The 21,407-nt window shown below is 49.4% G+C and carries 17 protein-coding genes and 1 other annotated feature; of the genes, 11 read left to right on the top strand and 6 right to left on the bottom strand.

The window, feature by feature from the left end:
• The first annotated feature begins 39 nt into the window (after positions 1-39).
• The 7 genes from AC6I2O_RS08075 (at position 40) to AC6I2O_RS08045 (ending at position 10,982) form a co-directional block, all read left to right on the top strand.
• Positions 40-1,251 carry a S1C family serine protease gene (locus AC6I2O_RS08075; protein ID WP_120391306.1) on the top strand — a complete coding sequence of 404 codons (1,212 nt, stop codon included), beginning with the start codon at positions 40-42 and terminating at the stop codon, positions 1,249-1,251.
• A gap of 288 nt (positions 1,252-1,539) precedes the next feature.
• On the top strand, positions 1,540-2,877 hold the full coding sequence (gene gdhA, locus AC6I2O_RS08070; RefSeq protein WP_497742356.1) for an NADP-specific glutamate dehydrogenase: 1,338 nt from the start codon (positions 1,540-1,542) through the stop codon (positions 2,875-2,877).
• Between the two features lie 213 nt (positions 2,878-3,090).
• The gene (locus tag AC6I2O_RS08065; protein ID WP_497742355.1) at positions 3,091-4,281 is read left to right on the top strand and encodes an exonuclease SbcCD subunit D; all 1,191 of its coding nucleotides are present in this window, start codon (positions 3,091-3,093) and stop codon (positions 4,279-4,281) included.
• An 80-nt stretch (positions 4,282-4,361) separates the two neighbouring features.
• On the top strand, positions 4,362-7,304 hold the full coding sequence (locus tag AC6I2O_RS08060) for an AAA family ATPase (RefSeq protein WP_497742353.1): 2,943 nt from the start codon (positions 4,362-4,364) through the stop codon (positions 7,302-7,304).
• 178 nt (positions 7,305-7,482) lie between these two features.
• Entirely contained in the window at positions 7,483-8,193 is a 711-nt protein-coding gene (locus AC6I2O_RS08055) for a response regulator transcription factor (protein WP_120391302.1), read from the top strand.
• Positions 8,180-9,763, top strand: coding sequence for a sensor histidine kinase (locus AC6I2O_RS08050; RefSeq protein WP_120391301.1), 1,584 nt, complete (start codon positions 8,180-8,182; stop codon positions 9,761-9,763). Before AC6I2O_RS08055 ends, AC6I2O_RS08050 begins: the two co-directional genes overlap by 14 nt.
• Before the next feature lie 55 nt (positions 9,764-9,818).
• Entirely contained in the window at positions 9,819-10,982 is a 1,164-nt protein-coding gene (locus AC6I2O_RS08045) for a hypothetical protein (RefSeq protein WP_497742352.1), read from the top strand.
• A gap of 11 nt (positions 10,983-10,993) precedes the next feature.
• On the opposite strand, the gene AC6I2O_RS08040 is transcribed toward AC6I2O_RS08045, so the two are convergent.
• The 6 genes from AC6I2O_RS08040 to AC6I2O_RS08015 form a co-directional block, all read right to left on the bottom strand.
• Positions 10,994-11,722: an anaerobic ribonucleoside-triphosphate reductase activating protein gene (locus AC6I2O_RS08040; protein ID WP_497742351.1), complete on the bottom strand. Its 729-nt coding sequence runs from the start codon at positions 11,720-11,722 to the stop codon at positions 10,994-10,996.
• A gap of 65 nt (positions 11,723-11,787) precedes the next feature.
• A complete protein-coding gene (locus AC6I2O_RS08035; RefSeq protein ID WP_497742350.1) occupies positions 11,788-12,483 on the bottom strand; it encodes a nucleotidyltransferase family protein in 696 nt (231 codons plus the stop codon).
• Positions 12,413-12,751 (bottom strand): winged helix-turn-helix domain-containing protein, encoded by a 339-nt coding sequence (locus AC6I2O_RS08030; protein WP_497742349.1) that lies wholly within the window; start codon positions 12,749-12,751, stop codon positions 12,413-12,415. The genes AC6I2O_RS08035 and AC6I2O_RS08030 overlap by 71 nt, the downstream gene beginning before the upstream one ends.
• A gap of 30 nt (positions 12,752-12,781) precedes the next feature.
• The gene (locus AC6I2O_RS08025) at positions 12,782-13,570 is read right to left on the bottom strand and encodes an ABC transporter ATP-binding protein (RefSeq protein WP_497742348.1); all 789 of its coding nucleotides are present in this window, start codon (positions 13,568-13,570) and stop codon (positions 12,782-12,784) included.
• Positions 13,567-14,508: a FecCD family ABC transporter permease gene (locus tag AC6I2O_RS08020; protein ID WP_497742501.1), complete on the bottom strand. Its 942-nt coding sequence runs from the start codon at positions 14,506-14,508 to the stop codon at positions 13,567-13,569. Before AC6I2O_RS08020 ends, AC6I2O_RS08025 begins: the two co-directional genes overlap by 4 nt.
• A 46-nt stretch (positions 14,509-14,554) precedes the next feature.
• Positions 14,555-15,595, bottom strand: a complete 1,041-nt coding sequence (locus tag AC6I2O_RS08015; RefSeq protein ID WP_497742347.1) for an ABC transporter substrate-binding protein — start codon at positions 15,593-15,595, stop codon at positions 14,555-14,557.
• A 196-nt stretch (positions 15,596-15,791) separates the two neighbouring features.
• On the opposite strand from AC6I2O_RS08015, the gene AC6I2O_RS08010 reads away from it, so the two are divergent.
• The 4 genes from AC6I2O_RS08010 to proS all read left to right on the top strand — a co-directional run bounded on the left by AC6I2O_RS08010 (position 15,792) and on the right by proS (position 21,270).
• Positions 15,792-16,601, top strand: a complete 810-nt coding sequence (locus tag AC6I2O_RS08010) for an FAD binding domain-containing protein (protein ID WP_497742346.1) — start codon at positions 15,792-15,794, stop codon at positions 16,599-16,601.
• A 106-nt stretch (positions 16,602-16,707) separates the two neighbouring features.
• Positions 16,708-17,175, top strand: a complete 468-nt coding sequence (locus tag AC6I2O_RS08005) for a (2Fe-2S)-binding protein (protein ID WP_497742345.1) — start codon at positions 16,708-16,710, stop codon at positions 17,173-17,175.
• Positions 17,172-19,469, top strand: a complete 2,298-nt coding sequence (locus tag AC6I2O_RS08000) for a xanthine dehydrogenase family protein molybdopterin-binding subunit (RefSeq protein ID WP_497742344.1) — start codon at positions 17,172-17,174, stop codon at positions 19,467-19,469. Before AC6I2O_RS08005 ends, AC6I2O_RS08000 begins: the two co-directional genes overlap by 4 nt.
• Before the next feature lie 32 nt (positions 19,470-19,501).
• Positions 19,502-19,699 (top strand) — a binding site (T-box leader).
• A 131-nt stretch (positions 19,700-19,830) separates the two neighbouring features.
• Positions 19,831-21,270 (top strand): proline--tRNA ligase, encoded by a 1,440-nt coding sequence (gene proS / locus AC6I2O_RS07995; protein ID WP_120391291.1) that lies wholly within the window; start codon positions 19,831-19,833, stop codon positions 21,268-21,270.
• The last annotated feature ends 137 nt before the right edge of the window (positions 21,271-21,407 follow it).

Here is a 21,407-nt window from a genome sequence, read left to right as displayed (position 1 = left end):
TCCGATTTTTCAGACAAAATATACCAGGAGGGATTTTATATGAAGAAGCAGACTTTACTTTCTTTCTTATGTGCAGGAACTTTAATGGTTGCAGCGGTCACAGGACTGACCGGGTTTGCAGACGGAGAAAATACTTCCAGTGAGGCAGGCGGTTACACGCTTCTGTCTACAGCGGAGGTAGATGCGGCGGAGGTTAAGAAAACAGACGGCACGATTACAGGGGTTTCGGATATTGTAAAAGAAGTGATGCCGGCAGTTGTATCAATTACGAACAAATCCGTGCAGGAGGTACGGGATCTGTTCAGCATGTACGGCATGTATGGTTTTGGAAATGGCAGGACTTACACGTATGAGAGTGAGAGCAGGGGTTCCGGTATTATTATCGGACAGAATGAAGATGAATTGCTGATCTGCACGAACAATCACGTGGTAGAAGGCGCGACAGAGCTTACCGTTGGTTTTGTAGATGACGCGGTATATGAGGCAGTCGTAAAAGGAACCGATCCGGAAAACGACCTGGCGGTTGTGTGTGTGAAGCTTTCTGACCTGAAGGATGACACGAGAGACCAGATCAAGGTTGCTCAGATCGGAGACTCCGATGATCTGCTGGTAGGCGAGCAGGTTGTTGCAATCGGAAATGCGCTTGGATATGGACAGTCTGTGACGACTGGTATCGTCAGCGCTTTGAACCGCACGATCCAGGCGGACGGATATGATAATACAAAACTGATTCAGACGGACGCTGCGATCAATGGCGGAAACAGCGGCGGAGCGCTTCTCGATATGAATGGTCGTGTGATTGGCATTAATTCAGCAAAGATCAAGGCAGCAGGCGTGGAGGGCATGGGCTACGCAATTCCGATTTCCTATGCAAAGCCGGTTCTTGAGGATCTGATGAACAAAAAGACGCGTACCGAGACGGTTGAGGAGGAGGATCGTGCTTACATTGGCATTTCCGGGCAGAGTGTGACGGATGAGATGTCTTCCCTGTACGGTATTCCAAAAGGACTTTTTATTACTGAAGTGGCAGAAGACAGTCCGGCCGAGGCGGCAGGATTGAACAAGGGAGACGTTATCACAAAATTTGACGGCAGCGGTATTACTTCGATGGAAGGACTGCGGGAGATACTGGCTTATTATGCAGCAGGCGAGGATGTGAAACTGACAGTCAGCTCAGCTCATGATGGTGAGTATGTTTCTGAGAAGGTTGATGTGACACTTGGCGCGCTGCAGGATTACAGAAACGAATAAAACAGAGTGGGGGTGCCGCACAGGTGGCTGTGCGGCAGCCCTTTTGCAATTGGAAAAATATGGAAACTATGATTGTTGCAATGACAATAAATCTTACAGTTACCATTGTCAGAACAAAACTATGAATGAGAAAATTAATGGATGATTTGCTGAAGAAAGTGGCTTTGGACCGTTTATAATTAAACATTTTGCCACTTCTCATTATTAACGTGAAAAAGGATTTGCCAAATTGGATTGTGCGTTGTATAATAACGCAGAAATTTATTTCAGATAAGGAGGCCATATTTTATGTCATACACAGAAGAGATTTACGAGCGTGTCGTAGCACAGAACCCGGGTGAGCCGGAGTTTCATCAGGCAGTGAAGGAAGTGCTGGATTCTCTGAAGCTTGTCATTGACGCGAATGAGGAGAAGTATCGTGAAGCCAGCCTGCTTGAGAGACTGGTTGAGCCGGAGCGGGTGATTTCCTTTAAGGTTCCGTGGGTAGATGACAGTGGAAAGATACAGGTAAACAAGGGATACCGTGTACAGTTCAACAGTGCAATCGGACCGTATAAGGGAGGGCTTCGTTTCCATCCGTCTGTAAATCAGGGTATTTTGAAGTTTCTTGGATTTGAGCAGATCTTTAAAAATTCTCTGACAGGACTTCCAATCGGCGGTGGCAAGGGTGGTTCTAATTTTGATCCCAAGGGTAAATCTGACCGTGAGGTTATGGCATTCTGCCAGAGCTTTATGACAGAACTCTCCAAATACATCGGGGCAGACCAGGATGTTCCGGCCGGAGATATCGGTGTAGGCGGAAGAGAGATTGGCTATCTTTATGGACAGTATAAGAGAATGAGAGGCCTGTATGAGGGTGTTCTGACAGGCAAGGGGCTGACCTGGGGCGGATCGCTTGTACGTACGCAGGCGACAGGCTATGGTCTTGTGTACATTCTGGACGCAATGCTGAAGGAACATGATCAGGAGCTTGCAGGAAAGACTGTGGTTGTATCTGGGTCTGGAAACGTTGCAATTTATGCGACGGAGAAGGCGCAGCAGCTCGGCGCAAAGGTTGTAGCGATGAGCGATTCGAATGGTTATGTCTATGATCCGGAGGGAATCAGACTTGATCTTGTAAAGGAAATCAAAGAAGTTCGGCGTGGCAGAATCAAAGAGTATGCGGAGATGGTGCCGGGTGCAGTTTATACAGAAGGAAAAGGCATCTGGAATATCAAATGTGACATTGCACTTCCGTGTGCAACGCAGAATGAGTTGAATCTTGATGATGCAAAGACCCTGAAAGCAAACGGCTGTTTTGCAGTTGCGGAAGGCGCGAATATGCCGAGTACGCGTGAAGCGACCGATTTCTTCCTGGAGGAGGGAATTCTTTTCCTGCCTGGTAAAGCATCCAATGCAGGCGGTGTTGGTACTTCCGCACTTGAGATGTGCCAGAACAGTATGCGTTTGAGCTGGACCTTTGAGGAAGTGGATGAGAAGCTTCAGCGTATGATGAACGACATTTACATCAAAATTTCTGATGCGGCAAAGCGCTACGGAGTAGAGGGCAATTATGTGACGGGCGCAAACATTGCCGGCTTTGAAAAGGTTGCGAATGCGATGCTGGCACAGGGAACAGCACTGTAAAAACAGATATAGAATAGTATATTAGATAACTGCTGCGGGCACAGGCCCGTAGCAGTTTTTTTGTCGTATAGGGAACTTGTCTCCTCATACGACAAAAGCTTCCGACAGAATACGCAGCTCGTAAAGAAGAAATTAGCTGACGGTTTCATTCTGAAACGCTATGCTTTATCAATGCATGAAAATATGTTAGGATGAAGAAAGCAGGAGGTGCGTATGAAATTTTTTCACATTTCAGATTTACATATAGGAAAGCGTGTAAATGGATTTTCCATGCTGGAAGACCAGAGATATATTTTGCAGCAGATTTTAGAGCTGGCGGATGAGAATACTCCAGATGGAATCTTGATTGCCGGTGATTTGTATGACAAGCCGCTGCCATCAGCGGAGGCGGTAGAGCTGGTGGACTGGTTTTTGTCACAGTTTGCGATACGGGAGATTCCGGTATGGGCGATCAGTGGAAATCATGATTCGCCGGAACGTGTTGCCTATGGAAGCGGGATGCTGGAACACGCCGGAATTTATATGAATCGTGTGTTTGATGGAGCGTTGCAGGGTTACTGTGTGCGAAAATCTGCTGAGGGGCGGAAAAAGGAAATCTGCCGGATTACTAAGGCAATGGAGCAGGCTGGTATGCTCGGAGAACAGACAGGGGAAATGGAGCAAGTCTGTATCTGGTTACTGCCATATCTGCGTCCGGCGCAGGTGCGACGTTTTTTTCCTGAGAAAGAAATCGAGACGACGCAGCAGGCGGTTGAGGCCGTACTTGCCGGAGCTGAACTACCGGAAAAACAGATTCATATTTTGGTGATGCATCAGTTTTTGGCGGGAGCGTCTGTATGTGATTCCGAAGAGCTTTCGGTAGGAGGGCTGGATCAGGTGGCTGCTTCTGCCGTAAATGCGTTTGATTATGTGGCGCTTGGACATTTGCACCGTCCGCAGAAGGTTGGGCGGGAGACGATACGCTATTGTGGGTCACCGTTAAAATATTCTTTTTCAGAGGCAGGATATCAGAAATCGGTTACGGTTGTTGAGGCAGGTGAGGGAAAGGATGTGTCAATCCGGACGATTGCATTAATGCCGAAACGGGAGTTGCGGGAAATTCGCGGGCCGATCGACAGGCTGTTGGAGAAAGCGGTATACGAGGCAGCTGATCAAAAGGATTACCTGCATATTACGCTGACTGATCAGGAGGAAGTACTGGATGCAATGGGGAGACTTCGGGAGGTATATCCGAATATTATGAGGCTCGATTTTGAAAAGAATCATATGGCAATGGAGGATGGACCACAGACGGTTTTTCTGGATGCGAAGACTCCGGAAGAGCTTTTTGCGGAGTTTTTCATGCTGCAAAACGGCAGGGAGATGAGTGAGGAACAAAGCCGGCTTGTAAAGACATTGTTGTGATTTCATCGTGCGGGAGCGGAAACAATAAGGGCAAGAAAGAAAAAAGGGAATAGAGAAAAAGGGAATAAAGGAGCAGAAAAATGAGACCGGAATATCTGACGATGTGCGCTTTCGGACCATATGCCGGGAGCGTGGAGATACCGTTTTCAAGATTTGGAGATCATGGCTTGTATCTGATTACCGGTGATACAGGAGCCGGAAAAACAACAATTTTTGACGGTATTGTATTTGCTTTATATGGAGAGGCGAGCGGAGATATTCGCAGGCCGGACATGCTGCGCTCCGATTTTGCAGCTCCGACAGAGAAAACGTATGTGGAGCTTGTTTTTACGTGCAGAGGAAAGCAGTATACTGTCCGGCGCAATCCGGAATATATCCGCCCCAAAGCACGGGGGGAAGGGATGACGAAAGAGGGGGCAGATGCTTCTTTGGTGTATCCGGATGGCAGGGTAGTCTCCGGGAGTCGTCAGACAACGAAAGCAGTGGAGGAACTGCTTGGGCTTGAGCGCAGTCAGTTTGTACAGATTGCAATGATTGCGCAGGGCGATTTTCAGAAGCTTCTGCTCGCAGGGACGCAGGAACGGGGAAAGATTTTTCGGAAAATTTTTGATACAGGCTGTTATGAAAGTTTTGCAAAAGAACTGAAAAGACGGTTGTTGGAGACGAAACGTGGATATGAAGAGCTGCAGCGAAGTGCAGAGCAGTATATCAGGGGGATTTTGCTCCCTGAGTGTGAGGAGACTGCTGCGGAGAACGCGGAAATTGGGGGGAAGGAGCAGGCTCCGACAACAGAGGCGATTCGGGTAAAGGAAGGGCTCGAAGTGAAAGAAGGAATTCCGGAAAAAGAACAGAGTTGGGCAGAAGAGCTGCGCGCGCTTTTGAAGAAAGAGAATGCCGTTTATTATGTTGGTGAGGTGGAGCGGGCGCTTGAAGGATTGCTACAAGAGGAAGGAAAGCGACAGGACAGGAGAAAAGAGCTGCTGAGTGGGCTGGAAGGAGAACGGATGATGCTTCAGGAGCAGCTTGGCAGGTGGCAGCTGCTTGAGCAGACAGAGGCACAGCGCAAGGAAAAACAAGTACTTTTAGAAGCGCTTCAGAAAGAGCTTGCAGTATATAAGGTACAGTATGAGGAAGCCCTTGGCGAGGAGCCGGTGGCAAGACAGGCGGAGGAACGGCTGGCAGTTTTAACAGAACAGATGAATCGCTATGAAGCTTTTGAAAAGCTGGGGGAATCTATTGCATCACTTACGAGCGTGCAGGAGCAGGAAGAGCAGAAAATCAAAAAGCAGGAAATTACATTGCAGAGGATTCAGGAGTCTGTGATAGATGGAGAATCGCGGCTTCAGTCGATCGGGAGGCCTGATGAGAGTCTGTACCTTCTGAAAATGGAAGAAGAAAAGGCAGTTTTGCGGCAGCAGCGGCTTCAACAATTGGAGGAAATGCTGCAGGAGGCTGGGAAGCAGGGGTATCTCCGGGACATGGCGCGGAAGGAATTTACGCAGGCAAGGCAGGAGAGTACGGTTCTCGGAAAGAAATATGTAGATTTGGAAGCAGCATTTTTAAGTGGGCAGGCGGGGATTCTGGCCCAGAGCCTTGAGGCAGGAAAACCGTGCCCTGTGTGCGGGGCGAAGGAGCACCCGGTTCCGGCAAAGGCGGAGACTTGTGTACCGTCGGAGGAGGAGCTCAAAAAGCTGGCAAAGCAAAGAGATACGGCACTTTCTAATACAGAGAGGGCTGCTGATATTGCGGCAAGTGAAAATGGAAAATATGAGCAGATTTGTAACGCACTGGAGACATGGTGTAGCCAGGAAGGAATCTGGAATTTGGAAGATCGTGAAAGCCGGGAAGGAGAAGGTGTTTTAGAAGGAAGGGTAAAATCACTGGAACAGGAGGCCCGGGGATATTTGCAGGAACAGTCTTGGGAACTGAACGGAATTATGCAGCAGCATCGTGTCAGAAAGCAGGAATTACAGTTGCTTCTGACGGAAAAAAAGGCGCTGGAGAAAGAGCTTTTGCAGCTGAAGGAAAGAAGCACTACGCTTCAGAAGGAGCAGGAGTTGTGTTTGCAGGAGCTGATCCGGTGTCGTGCGCAGAGGCAGGAAAAAGAATTGCAGTGGAGGGAACAGAAAAGCAGTCTTTTTTATGAGAATCGCACAGAAGCGGAAAAAGATGTGCAAAGGCTTGCGCAAAAAAGCAGTCAGATTATGGAGCGGATTTCGGTCGCCCGGACCGCACTGGAGAAGTGTCAGAGCAGGATTCAGGCAGAAACACATGCTCTGGAGCTCTTGAAAGCACAGACAGAGAAGGAAGCGCGGCCGAAGAAGGAAAAGCTTCTGGAGAAGAAGGAAAAGCTTCTGCATGAAAAAGAAGCGCTTGAGAGGCAGCAGGAAATCGGTCATGTTCTGCTTCAGACTGATGAAGGGATTCTGGCGCAGCTGCGAAAGAGTAAAAAGAAGCTGGGACGGATTCAGGAATCTTACCAGATGCTTGCTTCTCTGTCCGATACGGCAAACGGTGAGTTGAAGGGACGACAAAAACTGGCCTTCGAACAGTATATTCAGACTGTTTACTTCAGTCAGGTAATCCGGGAAGCGAATAAACGTTTTGGAACAATGTCTGGTGGACGCTATTATCTGAAACGCAGGATGACAGCAGACAGCCTGCGCAGTCAGACCGGACTGGAACTGGATGTATTTGATTATTATACAGGCCGTCTGCGCAGTGTGCAGAGTCTTTCAGGTGGAGAATCCTTCAAAGCGTCGCTTGCCCTTGCCCTGGGGCTGGCAGATGTTGTACAGCAGCATGCAGGAGGTGTGCAGCTTGATGCTGTTTTTATTGATGAAGGCTTCGGTTCGCTGGATCGGGAGTCGTTAGATCAGGCAGTCCGCATTTTACAGGAGCTGACGGGGGGCGGGCGTCTGGCCGGTATTATCTCGCATGTGGACGAATTAAAGGAGCGGATCGAACGGAAAATATATGTAAAGAAAGGGATGCATGGAAGCCGGGTGGAGTTGTCTGTGTAATGGAGATATATCGCCGGGAATATGTTTGCGTGCCTATCTGTGAAATGGACCGTTTTTAAAAAAATGCTATGATATCACATTTCCATCACAATTTTATGTTTGATTAATTACAGAATGATTACAAAAGTTTTTCAATAAAGTAAAGTTATGGGCTGAATTTTCTAAGCGAGGGAATGGGATGGAGAATAAAGGACAATTTGAAAATATCAGAATTTTGCTGGTAGAGGATGAGGAGAAACTGCGGACTACGATTCAGGATTATCTCGAAATGAACGGTTATGAGGTGGAGGCTGTGCAGGATGGGACAGCCGCGATGGAGCTGTTCGGACAGGGGGAAGAGAACTGGCCGCAGTTGATTTTGCTGGATGTTATGCTGCCGTTTGTGGATGGTTTTGAAATACTGGAAAAAATAAGGGAGAAGTCGGATGTTCCGGTGATTATTCTGACGGCGCGGTGCAGCGAAGAGGATCAGCTTCGGGGATTTTCACTTGGTGCTGACGATTATCTGGTGAAGCCGTTTTTGCTGTCTGTGCTGAAAGCTCATATAGAAGCGCTTTTGCGCCGGACCAGCGGAGGAAGCCAGAGGAAGACCTACGGCATTCTGGCAATTGACCGGAAGTCACACAAGGTATATCTGGAGGGAGAGCTTCTGATTTTGACGCCAAGAGAATACGAGGTGCTGGTTTTTCTGGCAACGAATGAAAAGATTGTACTTACCAGAGACCGACTGCTCGATGAGATCTGGGGGATTGATTATAATGGAACGGACCGTTCGGTTGATACGATTATCAAACAGCTTCGGCTCAAGCTCGGAAAAGCGGGGCGTTACATTGATACAATCTATGGTACAGGCTATCGGTTTGAGGTAAAAGCGGATGAATACAATTAGCAGACGACTTTTCGTAATGATTGTCCTGCTCCTTACCGTAATGTCAGGAGGAGCGGGTATTCTTTATGCGTATGGCGCCCGGGCGCTTTATATCTCTGAGCAGAAAAAAACGCTGGAGGAGGTATATGGTCTGCTTTTACAGGAAAATATACCGGAGCTTTGCGAGCGGGAAAACAGGCTCAAAAACGAGGCGGCAGAGGATGAATGGGAAGAGCTTTCCGGCGGTTTGCTGGAGGAATATGAAAATAAAAATCTTCGTTTCCGAATCCGGGATGAGAACTACGAGCTTTTATATGCGACAAATAAAACGGCCCAGGTTCGAAGCAAGGAGAATGATACGGCACAGAACAGCCATCTTATGAAGCTGTATTCGGAAAAACCGAAGGCAGAATATGATGAAAACGTAACTGGAGGGCGTGTTGTACTCAGAGGAAAACATGTCTGGAATGGAGCGACCTATTATATCTTGATTACGGAATCAGCTACTCAGATAAATCGCAGTACAGAATATGCACAGCAGGTACTTTTGCTGGTACTTCTGGCTTTTCTTGTGCTGGGCGCTTTTTTGGTGCGGATTATCTCGAGAGGTATAGGGCTGCCAGTGGAGCAGGCGGCCCGGGCCGCAAGGAAGATCGCAAGCAAAGATTTTTCAGAGCGTGTGGAAAAGACAACAAAGTATCGTGAGCTGAATGAATTGAGTGACAGTATTAATCTGATGTCGCAGCAGATTCAGAATTATATTCGGGATCTGGAAACGTTTAATCAGCTTTTGCAGCAGGAGAATTTGCGGCGGGTAGAGCTGGAACAGCACCGGAAACGTTTTGTGAATAATGTTTCGCATGAATTGAAGACACCGCTTGCTATTATTTCAGGGCAGGTGGAAATGCTTCCCATGATTCATGATTCTGGAAAAAGAGAGGATTACTGTAACTCAGTTATGGAAGAAATCGGACGGATGAATGATATGATTCAAAGTATGCTGCAGATTTTTTCCGTGGAGCAAGGGTTTGAGGATATTTCAATGGAGCAGCTTGATTTGGGCCGGCTTGCAAAGGAGGCGTTTGCAGATTTTATGCCGTTGTTTGTACGGCAGGAGCTCCGGGCAAAGTTTGAGGCAGACAAAGAGAGCGGAGCAGAAGGACAGAACGAACAGAGCATAGAGGCGAAGAACGGCTGTGGAGAATCGGGAGATTTTGCCGGTGCCGGAAGCGGGAAAGCCTGTATGATTCAGGGGAACCAGGAGAATCTGCGCCGGGCGATGAACAATTTTCTGATGAATGCTTACCGGTATGCGCCGAAGGGGAGTCACGTGAAAGTCATGGTTGCAGAGAGTGGAAATTATATTATTTTTTCTGTTTACAATGAGGGTTCGCAGATTTCCGAAAAGGATATGGAACGGCTCTGGGACAGCTTCTATCAGGGAAGTGAAAGCAGCGGACAGGGAACGGGGCTTGGCCTTTATATTGTAAAAAGCATTGTGGCGCAGCACGGAGGAGTCTGCGGTGCAGAGAATCAGGGAAACGGCGTGGAGTTCTGGTTCGGGATTCCGAAAGCAGGAGATACAAAATAAAAGACATTTTTTCTGCGAGGGCGTCATACATTCTAGGGAAAGGATGTGAGCGCTGGTGTCGGAATACAAACGTTTTATTGCTTATTTTTATGAGTACATAGATGGAAAAAGGCAGAAAAATGCCGGATTTGCCAAGGTAGAGCTGAGAAATGGAATGTGGCGCCTTCTGTTTCGGCTGAATACAGGAATCTTGCTGGATCAGCCGATACAGGTGTATGGTTTTGTCAGAGTGGACAAATTGCTGTTGGGCGTGCCAATGGGTAGAATCCATCCGGAGAGGCAGAATATGGAGGACTGGGCTTATCGTGCCAATGCACCGATCGGAGAAAATGGTTACGGTCTCGAGGATTTGTCGGGAATCCATATAATGGATGGAAGCGGACGCAGCATCTGGACTGTATGGGATGACGAGCAGCTGCAACCAGAGCACTTTGTTTTGGAACTGCCGGAGGCAGAACCGTCAGAAGAAGAGCAGGAAAACACGGAATCGGAGCTGATGCAGGCCGAACTGGAAGGCAGGATTGAAGCGGTAACACCGATGGTTGTGCTGCCCGAAGAACAAAGCAATGAGAGCGTGCGCGAAGAGCAGAGCGAAGAAGTTATGCAGGAAAGCATAGCGGGGGAGCAGAGGGAAGCGCGTATGCAGGAAGAGCCAAACGAAAATGAAGGCGTCATGCAGGAGAGCCTGGGGGAAGAGCCAAGCGAAAATGAAGGGCTCATGCAGGAGAGGCTAGAGGAAGAGCCAAGCGAAAATGAAGGGTTCATGCAAACATGCATGCCGAGGGAAGGACAGGTCAGGGATGATTTCCGGGAAAATACTCCAATCGTAGAAAAGAGGGATGAGGAGAAAGAGACTGGCGTCAGACTGGATGCAATGAGTGAGCTGTTTCAGATTCGTTCACATGTTCAGCCATTTACGGATACGGAGCTTACAGACTGCGTTATGATTCTTCCCTGTGATATTACACGTTTGCAGCAGGAAAAATGGCAGGTGGGAAGAAGCAGCTTTTTACAGCATGGATTTTACCAGTATCGCCATTTACTGCTCGGCATCATGGAGGATGGAGAGTACGTCCTCGGTGTTCCGGGTATCCAGAATTCACAGGAGCAGTATATGGCGCGGATGTTTGGATTTGAGCATTTTAAGCCGTCAAAAAGGCTGGAGTGTGGTAAGCTGTTCGGCTACTGGTGCAGCAATCTGAGAAAGTGTAACAGTTAGAACGTTTGAAGTTAAATGTTATCCGGTTGGGGATCCCGCAGGCAGGCCTGGGGGATTTCTTTTTGCAGACAGCTCAAAAATTCCAGAAGTTCGGGCTGGGAAAAGGCAGCAAAGGAATGGTTCTGCAACAGAATCTCCGGACAGTCCCGGAAGGATTGCAGATAATACTTTTTACAGCCGGAAAGCCAGACGCCGATGTCTTCAAAGTCTGCCCTGGTATGCAGTCCTTTGACTGCGGTGGTGCGGAACTCGTAGTCAGTGGCAACGCTTTTTAAAAGTTCCACGGAAAGGGAAACTTTTTCAAGGAGGCAGGAGGCTCGGGCGCTGTCGGTAAGTCCGCAGACCCTGGCATAGTTTGTGCGTCCGGCCTTAATGTCCATGGCTACATAGTCGACAAGTTTTTTTCGCAGTAGTTCTTCCAGCATTTTCGGGTTCGAGCCATTTGTATCCAGTTTGACCAGGTATCCCGCTGATTTTATGGAAGCCAGAAAATCCGGAAGATTTGGGTAAAGCGTCGGTTCACCGCCAGTTACGCAGATACCTTCCAGAATACCGGAACGCTTTTGTAAAAAGGCAAAAAATTCTTCCTGGCTGATGGCAGAAAGCGTATTTGGCGTAAGAACCAGAGAACTGTTCTGACAGAAGGGACAGCGAAAATTGCAGCCGCCGAGAAATACGATGGCAGCCATATGATCCGGAAAATCCAGAAGGGTAAGCTTTTGAAGGCCGAGAATTTTCATGATTACTCCTTATTGTGATGATTAGTTTTTATGAGCAAAAAGCAGTGTTGTGGATGACAACAAAGTTATTGCCATGGGAGGGTTTTGAGCGCGTCGAGTTCCTCTTGCGTGTCTGCATCGAGCAGTTCGTAAGGGGTTGCCGCCTGCACAGTTCGGACAAGAGTTGTATGCTTTCGGATGATAAAGCTACCGCCGCAGTTATCTGGAAGCGACAGCAGATCGGGAAAAAACTTTGAGGGAAACAATACGGGGCTGCCGACGTCGGAACCGCAGGCGAGCCGGTAAATAAAGCGTGGTTCGCGGGAAAAGGCGATAATTATTTTTTTGATACTGCTGGCCGTTAAAAACGGCTGATCACTCTGCAAAAATAAGCATCCGTCAAGCTGCATGGAAGAAACACGCGGAAAAGGCGCGTAATTCATAAGCGCAGACAGTCCCAACCTTATGGTATCATTTAAGCCAGGAAGATTGTGCAGGAGGCAGGGAAAGGCAAGCTTTTGGCAGAGCTGCGAGAAATCCGGTGATCTCGTAACAGCAATTCTGCGCACAGCCGGGGCGGCAAGTGCAGCGTTCAAGACAGGCTCAGCGAGCGGCCGGCCATGAAAATCGGCGAAGAGCTTGCCGTCTGTACCAAAGCGCCGGCCTTTGCCGGAGGCCATGACCACAATACCGACTGGGGCAGTACAGCTGTCACTGTCCGGGAAAACATTCTGAGAAAATTTGGAGGTTAGCCTCATGGCATCTGGTTTTGTAGAGTTCATATTGGTGCATCAGCTCCTTTGCCTGATCGGTGAGGCAGCTTCCGCCGCCGCCTTTTCCACCTGTTTTTCGTTCGATTAACGAGTAACCGAGATTTGATTCCGCTCTCTGGATGATCTTACATGCTTTTGTGTAAGCCATCCCCATTTCACAGGCAGCGCTTCGCAGGGAACCGGTTTGTTCAATCAGGAGCAAAAGCCGATAAGGACCTTCGCCGAAGAAGCGTTCGCCGGTATCGTCACAGAGAAACAAATGAATTTTGGGCTGCATAAAAATCTCCTTAATTACATGACAGATTCTTTATTGTTGCAAGGGATATAGAAAAAACTGGTTGTGCTGCCGGAATACCTGTACTGGACCGTAGAGTCGGGAGAGTGCTTTCGACAGAACTGATTCAGAATCCCGACCGGGGTACACAGAGCTGACGAGACGGCCTTCTTTCATGAGAAGGAGCTGGTTGCAGTGGTTGAGGGCTGTGCAGGGGTCGTGCAGGATCAGAAGACCGGCTTTGTTGTTATCATACACGATATTCTGGAGGATGTTAAGTATCTTGTTGCGGTTTGGGTAATCGAGCGCGCTGTCCGGTTCGTCAAGAAACAGGATATTCGTATTTTGGACAAGCGTTCGCGCCAATATACAGAGCTGTTTCTGACCTTCGCTTAAAGTACAGAAATCATGTGTGGCAAAGTCCTGCATACCGACTGTTTCGAGTGCCGAAAGAGCGGCTGCGCGGTGAGATTTGCCGGTTCGGGAGAGAAGGGGGAGGAAGGGCTGAAAACCCATGAGGACGGCGTCCAACACCGGCAGTGATGCACAGAGACTGCTTTTCTGCGGAATATAGCTGATGTGCTGTGCGAGTTTCCGGCTGCTAAGCTGCATTAGATTATACGTGGCGTGGCCGTTATCAGGAAGCAACATGCAGGAGCCGGAGGATGGAATCAGGTGGCAGAGCCCTTTGATTAAGGTTGTTTTTCCACATCCGTTCGGACCGAGAAGTGCAGTCAGTGTTTTTGATCTGAGCGTAAATGAAACGTTGGAAACAATCGGTTTTTTATATCCGGCAGAAAATCCGGTAACTTCAAGTTTCATGTTCTCCCCTCCCGAAAAAGAATCCAAAGCAGAAATGGCGCGCCGAGTACAGAGGTCAGAATACTAACCGGCAGTTCTGTGGCAGTGCTGCGTGCGATAAGATCAGCGGTAAGGAGCAGGGCGCTTCCGAGCAGGCCGGACAGGAAAAGGGTGGCTCGACCGTTGGTTTTCAGAAGAAGCCGTGCAGTATGTGGCGCGAGCAAGCCGATAAAGCTGATCAGTCCTGTTACACTGACCGTTGCGGCGACAACGAGGGTAGCAAGCGAAAGCAGGAACAGGCGTAGCAGCGTGACCGGGACACCAAGGGTACGAGCCTCGTCATCAGATAAAGAGAGCAGCAGCATTTTTTGACAGAAGAAAAACAACAGGAAAATTCCGCTTGCAGAGACGATCAGTGGAACCGGAATTTTTGATGCCGTGATACTTCCGAGGCTTCCCATAATCCAGTATTCGATGGAGGCCAGCTCTTTTTCCGGGTCGGCTGTGAATTTCAGCATCATAAGTACAGACTGAGCCAACGCGTTTACTGCAATGCCGGATAGCACCATGGTGGCGAGATTTTTCTGTCCGGTCAGTGAGGTGAGCGCGAATGCCAGAAAGACCGCGCTGAGTGCCCCTGCGAATGCCCACCCAGTAATACCTGCCGGGGAAGCGTGGAAAAAGAGAATGGCCGACGCTGCCCCGACGCTGGCTCCGGAGGACACACCGATGATATCCGGGGAGGCCAGGGGATTTTGAAAAATGATCTGGTAAACCATTCCGGCGCAGCCAAGACAGAAGCCGGCGCAGAGCGCCATGACCGTGCGCGGCAGGCGAAGCGTCTGGAAAACCCGGAGGGCCGCTTCATTACCGGAAAACAGTACTGTAAGGGAAAGCGGGTATTTCCCGGTGCAAAGTGACAGGAAAAAGGCAGCCCCTGTAAAAACAAGGGCTGTCATAAGAATAAAAAAGGTTCTGTGTACGTGAATTTTTGTTTGCATAAAATCAGGGCAGGCTGTTCAAATCCGGAGTGAATCCGTAAAAGGTTTCATAAAAATCAATGACCTCAGCCTGGAAGGTCTCCGGGGCAAAAAGCTCCGGGTGCAGAATGGAAGCTGACCATAAAGAACCGAGAATACAACCGGGAACAGGAGAATCCCATGCCTCGAACGCAGACGGAATCTGGTAAACGGCGCCGTCAGCAACAGCCGTCAGGGAGGAGAGTGTTTCATCGTTCAAAACATCCTCTACGGTGTACTCTGCTTCTGCGGCAAGAAGAATTACATCTGGATTCCAGGAAAGAAGCTGTTCATAGGAAATATCAACCCAGGACGAATCAGTGAGCTCAGCAGCAATGTTCGTACCGCCACTTCGCTCGATCAGTGTGTTCTGATACATACCACTTCCGGCAACCCGGAGAACAGAACCGACACCTGCAAGATAAACAGAAGGTGTGTCACAGTCTGCAAGCGTTTTCGTAAGGCTTTCAACCTGTTCTGTATAATAAGTATTCAGAGCTTCTGCTTTTTCCTGCGTACCGGTTGCGTCAGCAAGCAGGTTTACTGCATCGAGCAGAGCTGCTTCATCTTCGGGCCGGACAGCAAGGACAGTCAACCCCAACTCTTCCATGGCAGGAATCTGATCTTTGAGTTTGGCCGGAACAACGACGAGATCGGGATTCAGGGCTGCACAGCCCTCCAAGTCAAATTCTTTTGCTGTACCGACCGATGGCAGTTCCAGAAGCTTCGGGGCAGCGAGAGAATAGATCGGCCGTGAATCCGCCTTTGCTTCGATTCCGACGAGTCTGTCAGTAAGACCAAGTGTGACCAGAAGACTTGTAGAAATATAATATCCGCTGACAAGCGTCTGAGGTTCCTCTGTGATAGTTACCTCACGGCCAAGCTGATCCGTAACAGTGACCGGCCAGGCGGTTTCCTGAGCCGATACAACTAGAATGTCGGGGAAGGCAGCAGGGCTTAACAGTGTGGAAAACGAAAGAGACAGACCAAGCATAGCTGCCCGTAGTTTAGATGAAAAAATGTGCATATCAGTTCTCCTTTTTCTGATTTTCTCATGCGTTATAGTTTGAAAAATACAACGCATATTATATCAGATGATTGGAATTTAGGCAATGATTTGCTATACTGATTTCAGACAGTGAAAAGGGCTGCCGGAGAAGGGGGATGATACCGTATGGCCGGCACGTCCGAACGCTAAAAAGTAGAGAATACAGGAGGAAAAAATGTTCACCTGCAAAGAATACCGGAAAGTAGAAACACTGGAAGAGGCGTGGCAGCTGAATCAGAAAAAGAGCAACCTTCTGATCGGCGGAATGCTCTGGGTAAAAATGGGACACCGAAACGTCCGGACTGTGATTGATTTATCCGGGCTTGGACTGAATGAGATCGAAGAAACCGAGCAGGAGTTTCGAATTGGCTGTATGACAACACTGCGCCAGCTGGAACAGCATGAGGGACTGAACCGCTATACGAACGGAGCGATCCGGGAAAGCGTGTGTCATATAGTAGGTGTACAGTTTCGAAATGGAGCCACTGTGGGCGGCAGCGTATTTGGAAGATTTGGATTTTCAGATATTCTTACAATGCTGCTTGCAATGGACAGTTACGTCGAGCTGTACAAAGGCGGATGCATTCCGCTGAATGAGTTTGTAAACCGTAGCCGGGACCGCGACGTTCTGGTCCGGGTTATCATACGAAAAACACCCGCAACATTTGCATACCAGTCTGCACGGAATACCCGCACCGATTTCCCAACCCTGGCTGCCGCTGTATCCTGTTATAACGATACCTGGCATATTTCTGTAGGCGCCCGACCGGGCAGAGCAATGCTGCTTACCGTAAAAGAGCCAGCTCTGCTACACGAAAGGAATCCTGAAACAATAAAGCCCGAGGAAAGATTTGCAAAATACCTCAGTGAATATGCCGCCGAACATATTTCCGTTGGAACAAATCTGCGCGGCAGCGCCGCATACCGTCGACAGCTTATCAAAGTCCTCGTAAAACGCGCCTGCCTGGAAGCAGACAGAAATTAAATCAGGAAATAAAACTCATAGCAAATGTTTATTATATGAAACCTTTTTCAAAATTCAGCCCCGCGGGGCGTCCTCTAAACCATTTCAATACATAAGGAGAACACCAATGCAACTTACTTTACATTTAAACGGCATCCCCATTTGCGAGGAAATTGCCCCTGATACGCTTCTGCTTGATTTCCTGCGTGCGCATGGCTGCAAGAGTGTAAAACGCGGCTGCGAAACCTCAAACTGCGGGCTGTGTACCGTATTTCTGGACGATCGACCGATTCTGTCGTGCTCCTTTCTGGCTGCCCGTGCAGACGGCCATGCGGTGACGACTCTGGAGGGACTGCAAGAAGAGGCAAAGGAATTTACAGCCTTTATTGCAGATCAGGGCGCAGAACAGTGCGGGTTCTGTAACCCAGGCTTTGTGATGAACGCGCTGGCTCTTTTTCGGGAAAATTCTGATCCGGATGAGACAGAGATAAAAGAATATCTGGCCGGGAATCTTTGCCGCTGTTCCGGATATGAAGGACAGCTTCGTGGAATCAAAAACTTTCTGGAATGGAAGAAGCGGGGAGGTGCATCATGAAAACAGTGAATCAGCCGGTTCAAAAAAAGGATGCCATGCAATTGCTTGGCGGTCAGCCGGTCTATGTAAATGACCTTGCGCCGGAGGAGTGCCTTGTAGTGAAGCTGCTGCGCAGTCCGCATCCGAATGCGCTTATCGCGGAAATTGATACAGAGGCGGCACAGAGGGCAGCAGGAATTGAGGCTGTTTATACATGGAAGGATGTACCGCAGGATGGCGTGCGCTTTACGCTGGCGGGGCAGACGTGGCCGGAGCCAAGTCCGCAGGATCGTCTGCTGCTTGACCGGCATGTGCGGTTCGTCGGAGATCCGGTGGCGATTGTGGCCGGCAGAAATGAGCGGTGTGTGGACCGTGCGCTGCGCATGATTAAAGTAAAATATGAGGTGCTGGATGCGGTTCTTGATTTTCGGACAGCAAAGGATCATCCGGTGCTTGTTCATCCGGAAGAAAACTGGGAGGCTTTGTGCGACGTGGGAGCGGACAATAAAAGGAATCTCTGCGCCCGGGATGCCGATCAGAAGGGTGACGTGGACGCAGTGCTTGCCACGTGCGACGTAGTCCTGGAGCGGGCCTATCACACAAAGGCGTGCCAGCAGACGATGATGGAGCCTTTCGGAGCGTTCTGTTCGATTGATACGTATGGCAGACTGCACATTGTCAGCTCGACGCAGATTGTCTTTCATTGCAGGCGTATTGTGGCAAAGGCGCTCGGGATTCCGAAATCAAAGATCCGTGTGGAAAAACCGAGAATTGGAGGCGGCTTTGGCGCAAAGCAGACTGCTGTGATGGAAATTTATCCCGCATTTGTGACGTGGAAAACAAAAAAACCAAGCAAACTGATTTTCAGCCGGAAGGAATGCATGACTGCTTCCTCGCCGCGTCATGAGATGGAAATGCAGGTGCGGATTGGCGCAATGAAAAATGGGCACATCCGGGCGATTGATTTATATACGCTTTCCAATACGGGTGCTTATGGGGAGCACGGGCCGACAACGGTCGGACTGAGCGCGCACAAATCAATTTCCCTGTATGGAAAATTGGATGCGTTTCGATTTGAGAGTGATGTGGTGTACACAAACCGGATGTCGGCAGGGGCGTACCGGGGATACGGTGCGACGCAGGGAATTTATGCAGTAGAGACAGCTGTTAATGAGCTGGCAGAGCAGCTCGGTATGGACCCGATTCGTCTGCGGGAGCAGAATATCGTCCGGGAAGGGGATACCATGATGGCATATTATGGAGAGCCAAATACAAGCTGTGCGTTGGACCGCTGTATTGCAAGGGTCAAAGAAATGATCGGATGGGATGAAAAATATCCGTGCCGCGACATGGGAAACGGAAAGGTGCGCGGAGTCGGAATCGGGCTTGCAATGCAGGGTTCCGGTATTTCGGGCGTGGATGTCGGCTCAGCCGCACTGAAAGTCAATGATGAAGGCTTTTATACTTTGCGGATTGGCGCGGCTGATATGGGAACGGGATGTGATACGATTCTCGCGCAGATCGCGGCGGAAGTCTTGGAATGCAGTGTGGATGAGGTGACTGTTTTTGGTGCAGATACGGACGCCTCACCGTACGATTCCGGTTCGTATGCTTCCAGTACGACGTTTGTGACAGGGAAAGCCGTGGAATACGCGGCGACAGAGCTGCGGGAAAAGATCTGCGCGCTTGGAGCACGGATGCTCGGATGTGAGGCACAGGCAGTTTCGTTTGACGGAGAAAGGGTTTTATGTGAGTTGGATGGCCGAAGCGTAAGCCGTGCGGAGATTGCGTCAGCTTCCCAGTGTGGCAACACGATTGCTCTGGAGAGCAGTTATACGCATTCGTGCCCGACTTCTCCGCCGCCTTTTATGGCTGGCGCCGCAGAGGTGGAGGTTGATCTGGAAACGGGTGAGACGCAGGTGATTCAGTATGTGGCAGCTGTTGACTGCGGAACGCCGGTTAATCCGAATCTGGCCCGCGTGCAGGCGGAGGGCGGTATTTTACAGGGCATCGGTATGACTCTGACGGAAAATATCACGTACAATCAGGACGGAAAGGTACTGGAAAATTCTCTGATGCAGTATAAAATTCCAACGCGTCAGGATATCGGACATATCCGGGTGGAGTTTGAGAGCAGCTATGAAAAGCTGGGACCGTTCGGAGCCAAGTCAATCGGGGAGGTTGTGATTAACACACCGCTTCCGGCAGTGACCGCTGCCATACATAATGCCTGTGGAGTGTGGTTCAGGGAGCTTCCGATTACGCCTGAGAAGATTGTACTTGGACAGATGGAAAAGCGTAAAATCAGCACTTGACAAACGATTACGCCTCTTTTACAATCGACAGTAGTTGTGCAAGGAAGAAGATTAGTAGTCTCAGAGTGCCTTTCAGAGAGGAACCGGGTGGTGCGAGGTTCCAGGCGGCGGGGATGAACCGGCTTTGGAGCATCTGTGGGAAACCACAGCGCATTTCGGCGTTAACGAAAAAGAAAGAGAACAGCGAAGCTGTTAAAAAGGGTGGTACCGCCGGTATTCCGGTCCCTTGCAGGGATTGGAATATCAGCGGTTTTTTTCATCGTATTAGGAAACTTCGTCTCCCATACGATAAAAGCCTAGCGAGGCGCAATTGCGTTCGCCGCACGGCAGAGCAAAGGCAGGAAAATTAAGGAGGAAAACAATGGCAAAGGAAAAGAAACTTGTAGAAGCGATCACCTCGATGGAAGAGGATTTTGCACAGTGGTATACGGATGTTGTAAAAAAGGCGGAGCTGATTGATTACACGAGCGTAAAGGGCTGTATGGTGATCAAGCCGGCCGGGTATGCAATCTGGGAAAATATTCAGCATGAGCTGGACCGCAGGTTTAAGGAAACAGGCGTGGAGAATGTGTATCTTCCGATGTTTATTCCTGAGAGTCTGCTGCAAAAGGAAAAGGATCATGTGGAGGGCTTTGCACCTGAGGTAGCCTGGGTCACACATGGCGGGCTGGAACCGCTGCAGGAACGGCTCTGTGTAAGACCGACTTCAGAGACGCTGTTCTGTGATTTTTATGCAAATGACATTCAGTCTTATCGCGATCTGCCAAAGGTTTACAATCAGTGGTGCTCCGTAGTGCGCTGGGAAAAAACGACAAGACCGTTCCTGCGTTCCAGAGAGTTTTTGTGGCAGGAGGGCCATACGGCGCACGCGACCGCCGAGGAAGCAGAGGAAAGAACGATTCAGATGCTGAACGTGTATGCGAATTTCTGTGAGGAAGTGCTGGCGATTCCGGTGATCAAAGGCCGCAAGACAGACAAAGAGAAATTTGCGGGGGCAGAAGCTACTTATACAATAGAATCTCTGATGCATGACGGAAAAGCGCTGCAATCCGGTACGAGCCACAATTTCGGAGACGGTTTTGCAAAGGCATTCGGTATTCAGTTTGCAGATAAAGACAATACGTTAAAACACGTGCATCAGACTTCCTGGGGGATGACGACGCGCATGATCGGTGCGATCATCATGGTACACGGTGACAACAGCGGACTGGTGCTTCCTCCGAGAATCGCTCCGACACAGGTGATGGTGATTCCAATCCGCCAGCAGCAGGAGGGTGTGCTGGATAAAGCAGCAGAGATAAAAGCGGCGCTTCTGGCATCTGGGCTTCGTGCGAAGCTTGATGATTCAGAGAAGAGTCCGGGATGGAAGTTTTCTGAGCAGGAGATGCGCGGCATACCGGTTCGCATCGAGCTGGGACCGAAGGATATCGAGGCGGGGCAGGCTGTGATTGTACGCCGCGATACACGTGAAAAAGTGGTAGCGCCGATTGCAGAGCTGGCACAGAAGGTTTCTGAGGTTCTGGATCAGATGCAGAAGGATATGCTGGAGCGTGCCCGTGCGCATCGTGAGGCGCATACGTATACAGCGGTAACAAAGGAAGAATTTAAGGATATTGCAGACCATAAGCCAGGCTTTATCAGGGCAATGTGGTGCGGCTGCCAGGAATGTGAGGATGCGATCAAGGAAGAGATTGGAGTGACCTCAAGATGTATGCCGTTTGAGCAGGAAAAAATTGCTGAAACTTGTGTATTTTGCGGTAAACCGGCGTCAAAACTCGTATATTGGGGCAAAGCATATTGATATCCGCCCGACACGGACAAATGTATTTGAAAAATGTGCAAAATAGCTTGACAAACGTCGACGAAGTGAGTATTATTTGCAGTATGGCGCAGTTTAACCCATTACAGTGTTGCAATGCCAATGTACGGTAAAGGAAT

It is taken from the genome of Blautia sp. St.27G3 (genome assembly GCF_059728505.1).
This window is presented reverse-complemented; position numbering and strand designations above follow the sequence as displayed.

Coding starts and splice junctions, on each gene's coding strand:
- AC6I2O_RS08075 (WP_120391306.1), top strand. CDS start 40: ATGAAGAAGCAGACTTTACTTTCTTTCTTATGTGCAGGAACTTTAATG.
- gdhA (WP_497742356.1), top strand. CDS start 1,540: ATGTCATACACAGAAGAGATTTACGAGCGTGTCGTAGCACAGAACCCG.
- AC6I2O_RS08065 (WP_497742355.1), top strand. CDS start 3,091: ATGAAATTTTTTCACATTTCAGATTTACATATAGGAAAGCGTGTAAAT.
- AC6I2O_RS08060 (WP_497742353.1), top strand. CDS start 4,362: ATGAGACCGGAATATCTGACGATGTGCGCTTTCGGACCATATGCCGGG.
- AC6I2O_RS08055 (WP_120391302.1), top strand. CDS start 7,483: ATGGAGAATAAAGGACAATTTGAAAATATCAGAATTTTGCTGGTAGAG.
- AC6I2O_RS08050 (WP_120391301.1), top strand. CDS start 8,180: ATGAATACAATTAGCAGACGACTTTTCGTAATGATTGTCCTGCTCCTT.
- AC6I2O_RS08040 (WP_497742351.1), bottom strand. CDS start 11,722: ATGAAAATTCTCGGCCTTCAAAAGCTTACCCTTCTGGATTTTCCGGAT.
- AC6I2O_RS08035 (WP_497742350.1), bottom strand. CDS start 12,483: ATGAACTCTACAAAACCAGATGCCATGAGGCTAACCTCCAAATTTTCT.
- AC6I2O_RS08030 (WP_497742349.1), bottom strand. CDS start 12,751: ATGCAGCCCAAAATTCATTTGTTTCTCTGTGACGATACCGGCGAACGC.
- AC6I2O_RS08025 (WP_497742348.1), bottom strand. CDS start 13,570: ATGAAACTTGAAGTTACCGGATTTTCTGCCGGATATAAAAAACCGATT.
- AC6I2O_RS08020 (WP_497742501.1), bottom strand. CDS start 14,508: ATGACAGCCCTTGTTTTTACAGGGGCTGCCTTTTTCCTGTCACTTTGC.
- AC6I2O_RS08015 (WP_497742347.1), bottom strand. CDS start 15,595: ATGCACATTTTTTCATCTAAACTACGGGCAGCTATGCTTGGTCTGTCT.
- AC6I2O_RS08010 (WP_497742346.1), top strand. CDS start 15,792: ATGTTCACCTGCAAAGAATACCGGAAAGTAGAAACACTGGAAGAGGCG.
- AC6I2O_RS08005 (WP_497742345.1), top strand. CDS start 16,708: ATGCAACTTACTTTACATTTAAACGGCATCCCCATTTGCGAGGAAATT.
- AC6I2O_RS08000 (WP_497742344.1), top strand. CDS start 17,172: ATGAAAACAGTGAATCAGCCGGTTCAAAAAAAGGATGCCATGCAATTG.
- proS (WP_120391291.1), top strand. CDS start 19,831: ATGGCAAAGGAAAAGAAACTTGTAGAAGCGATCACCTCGATGGAAGAG.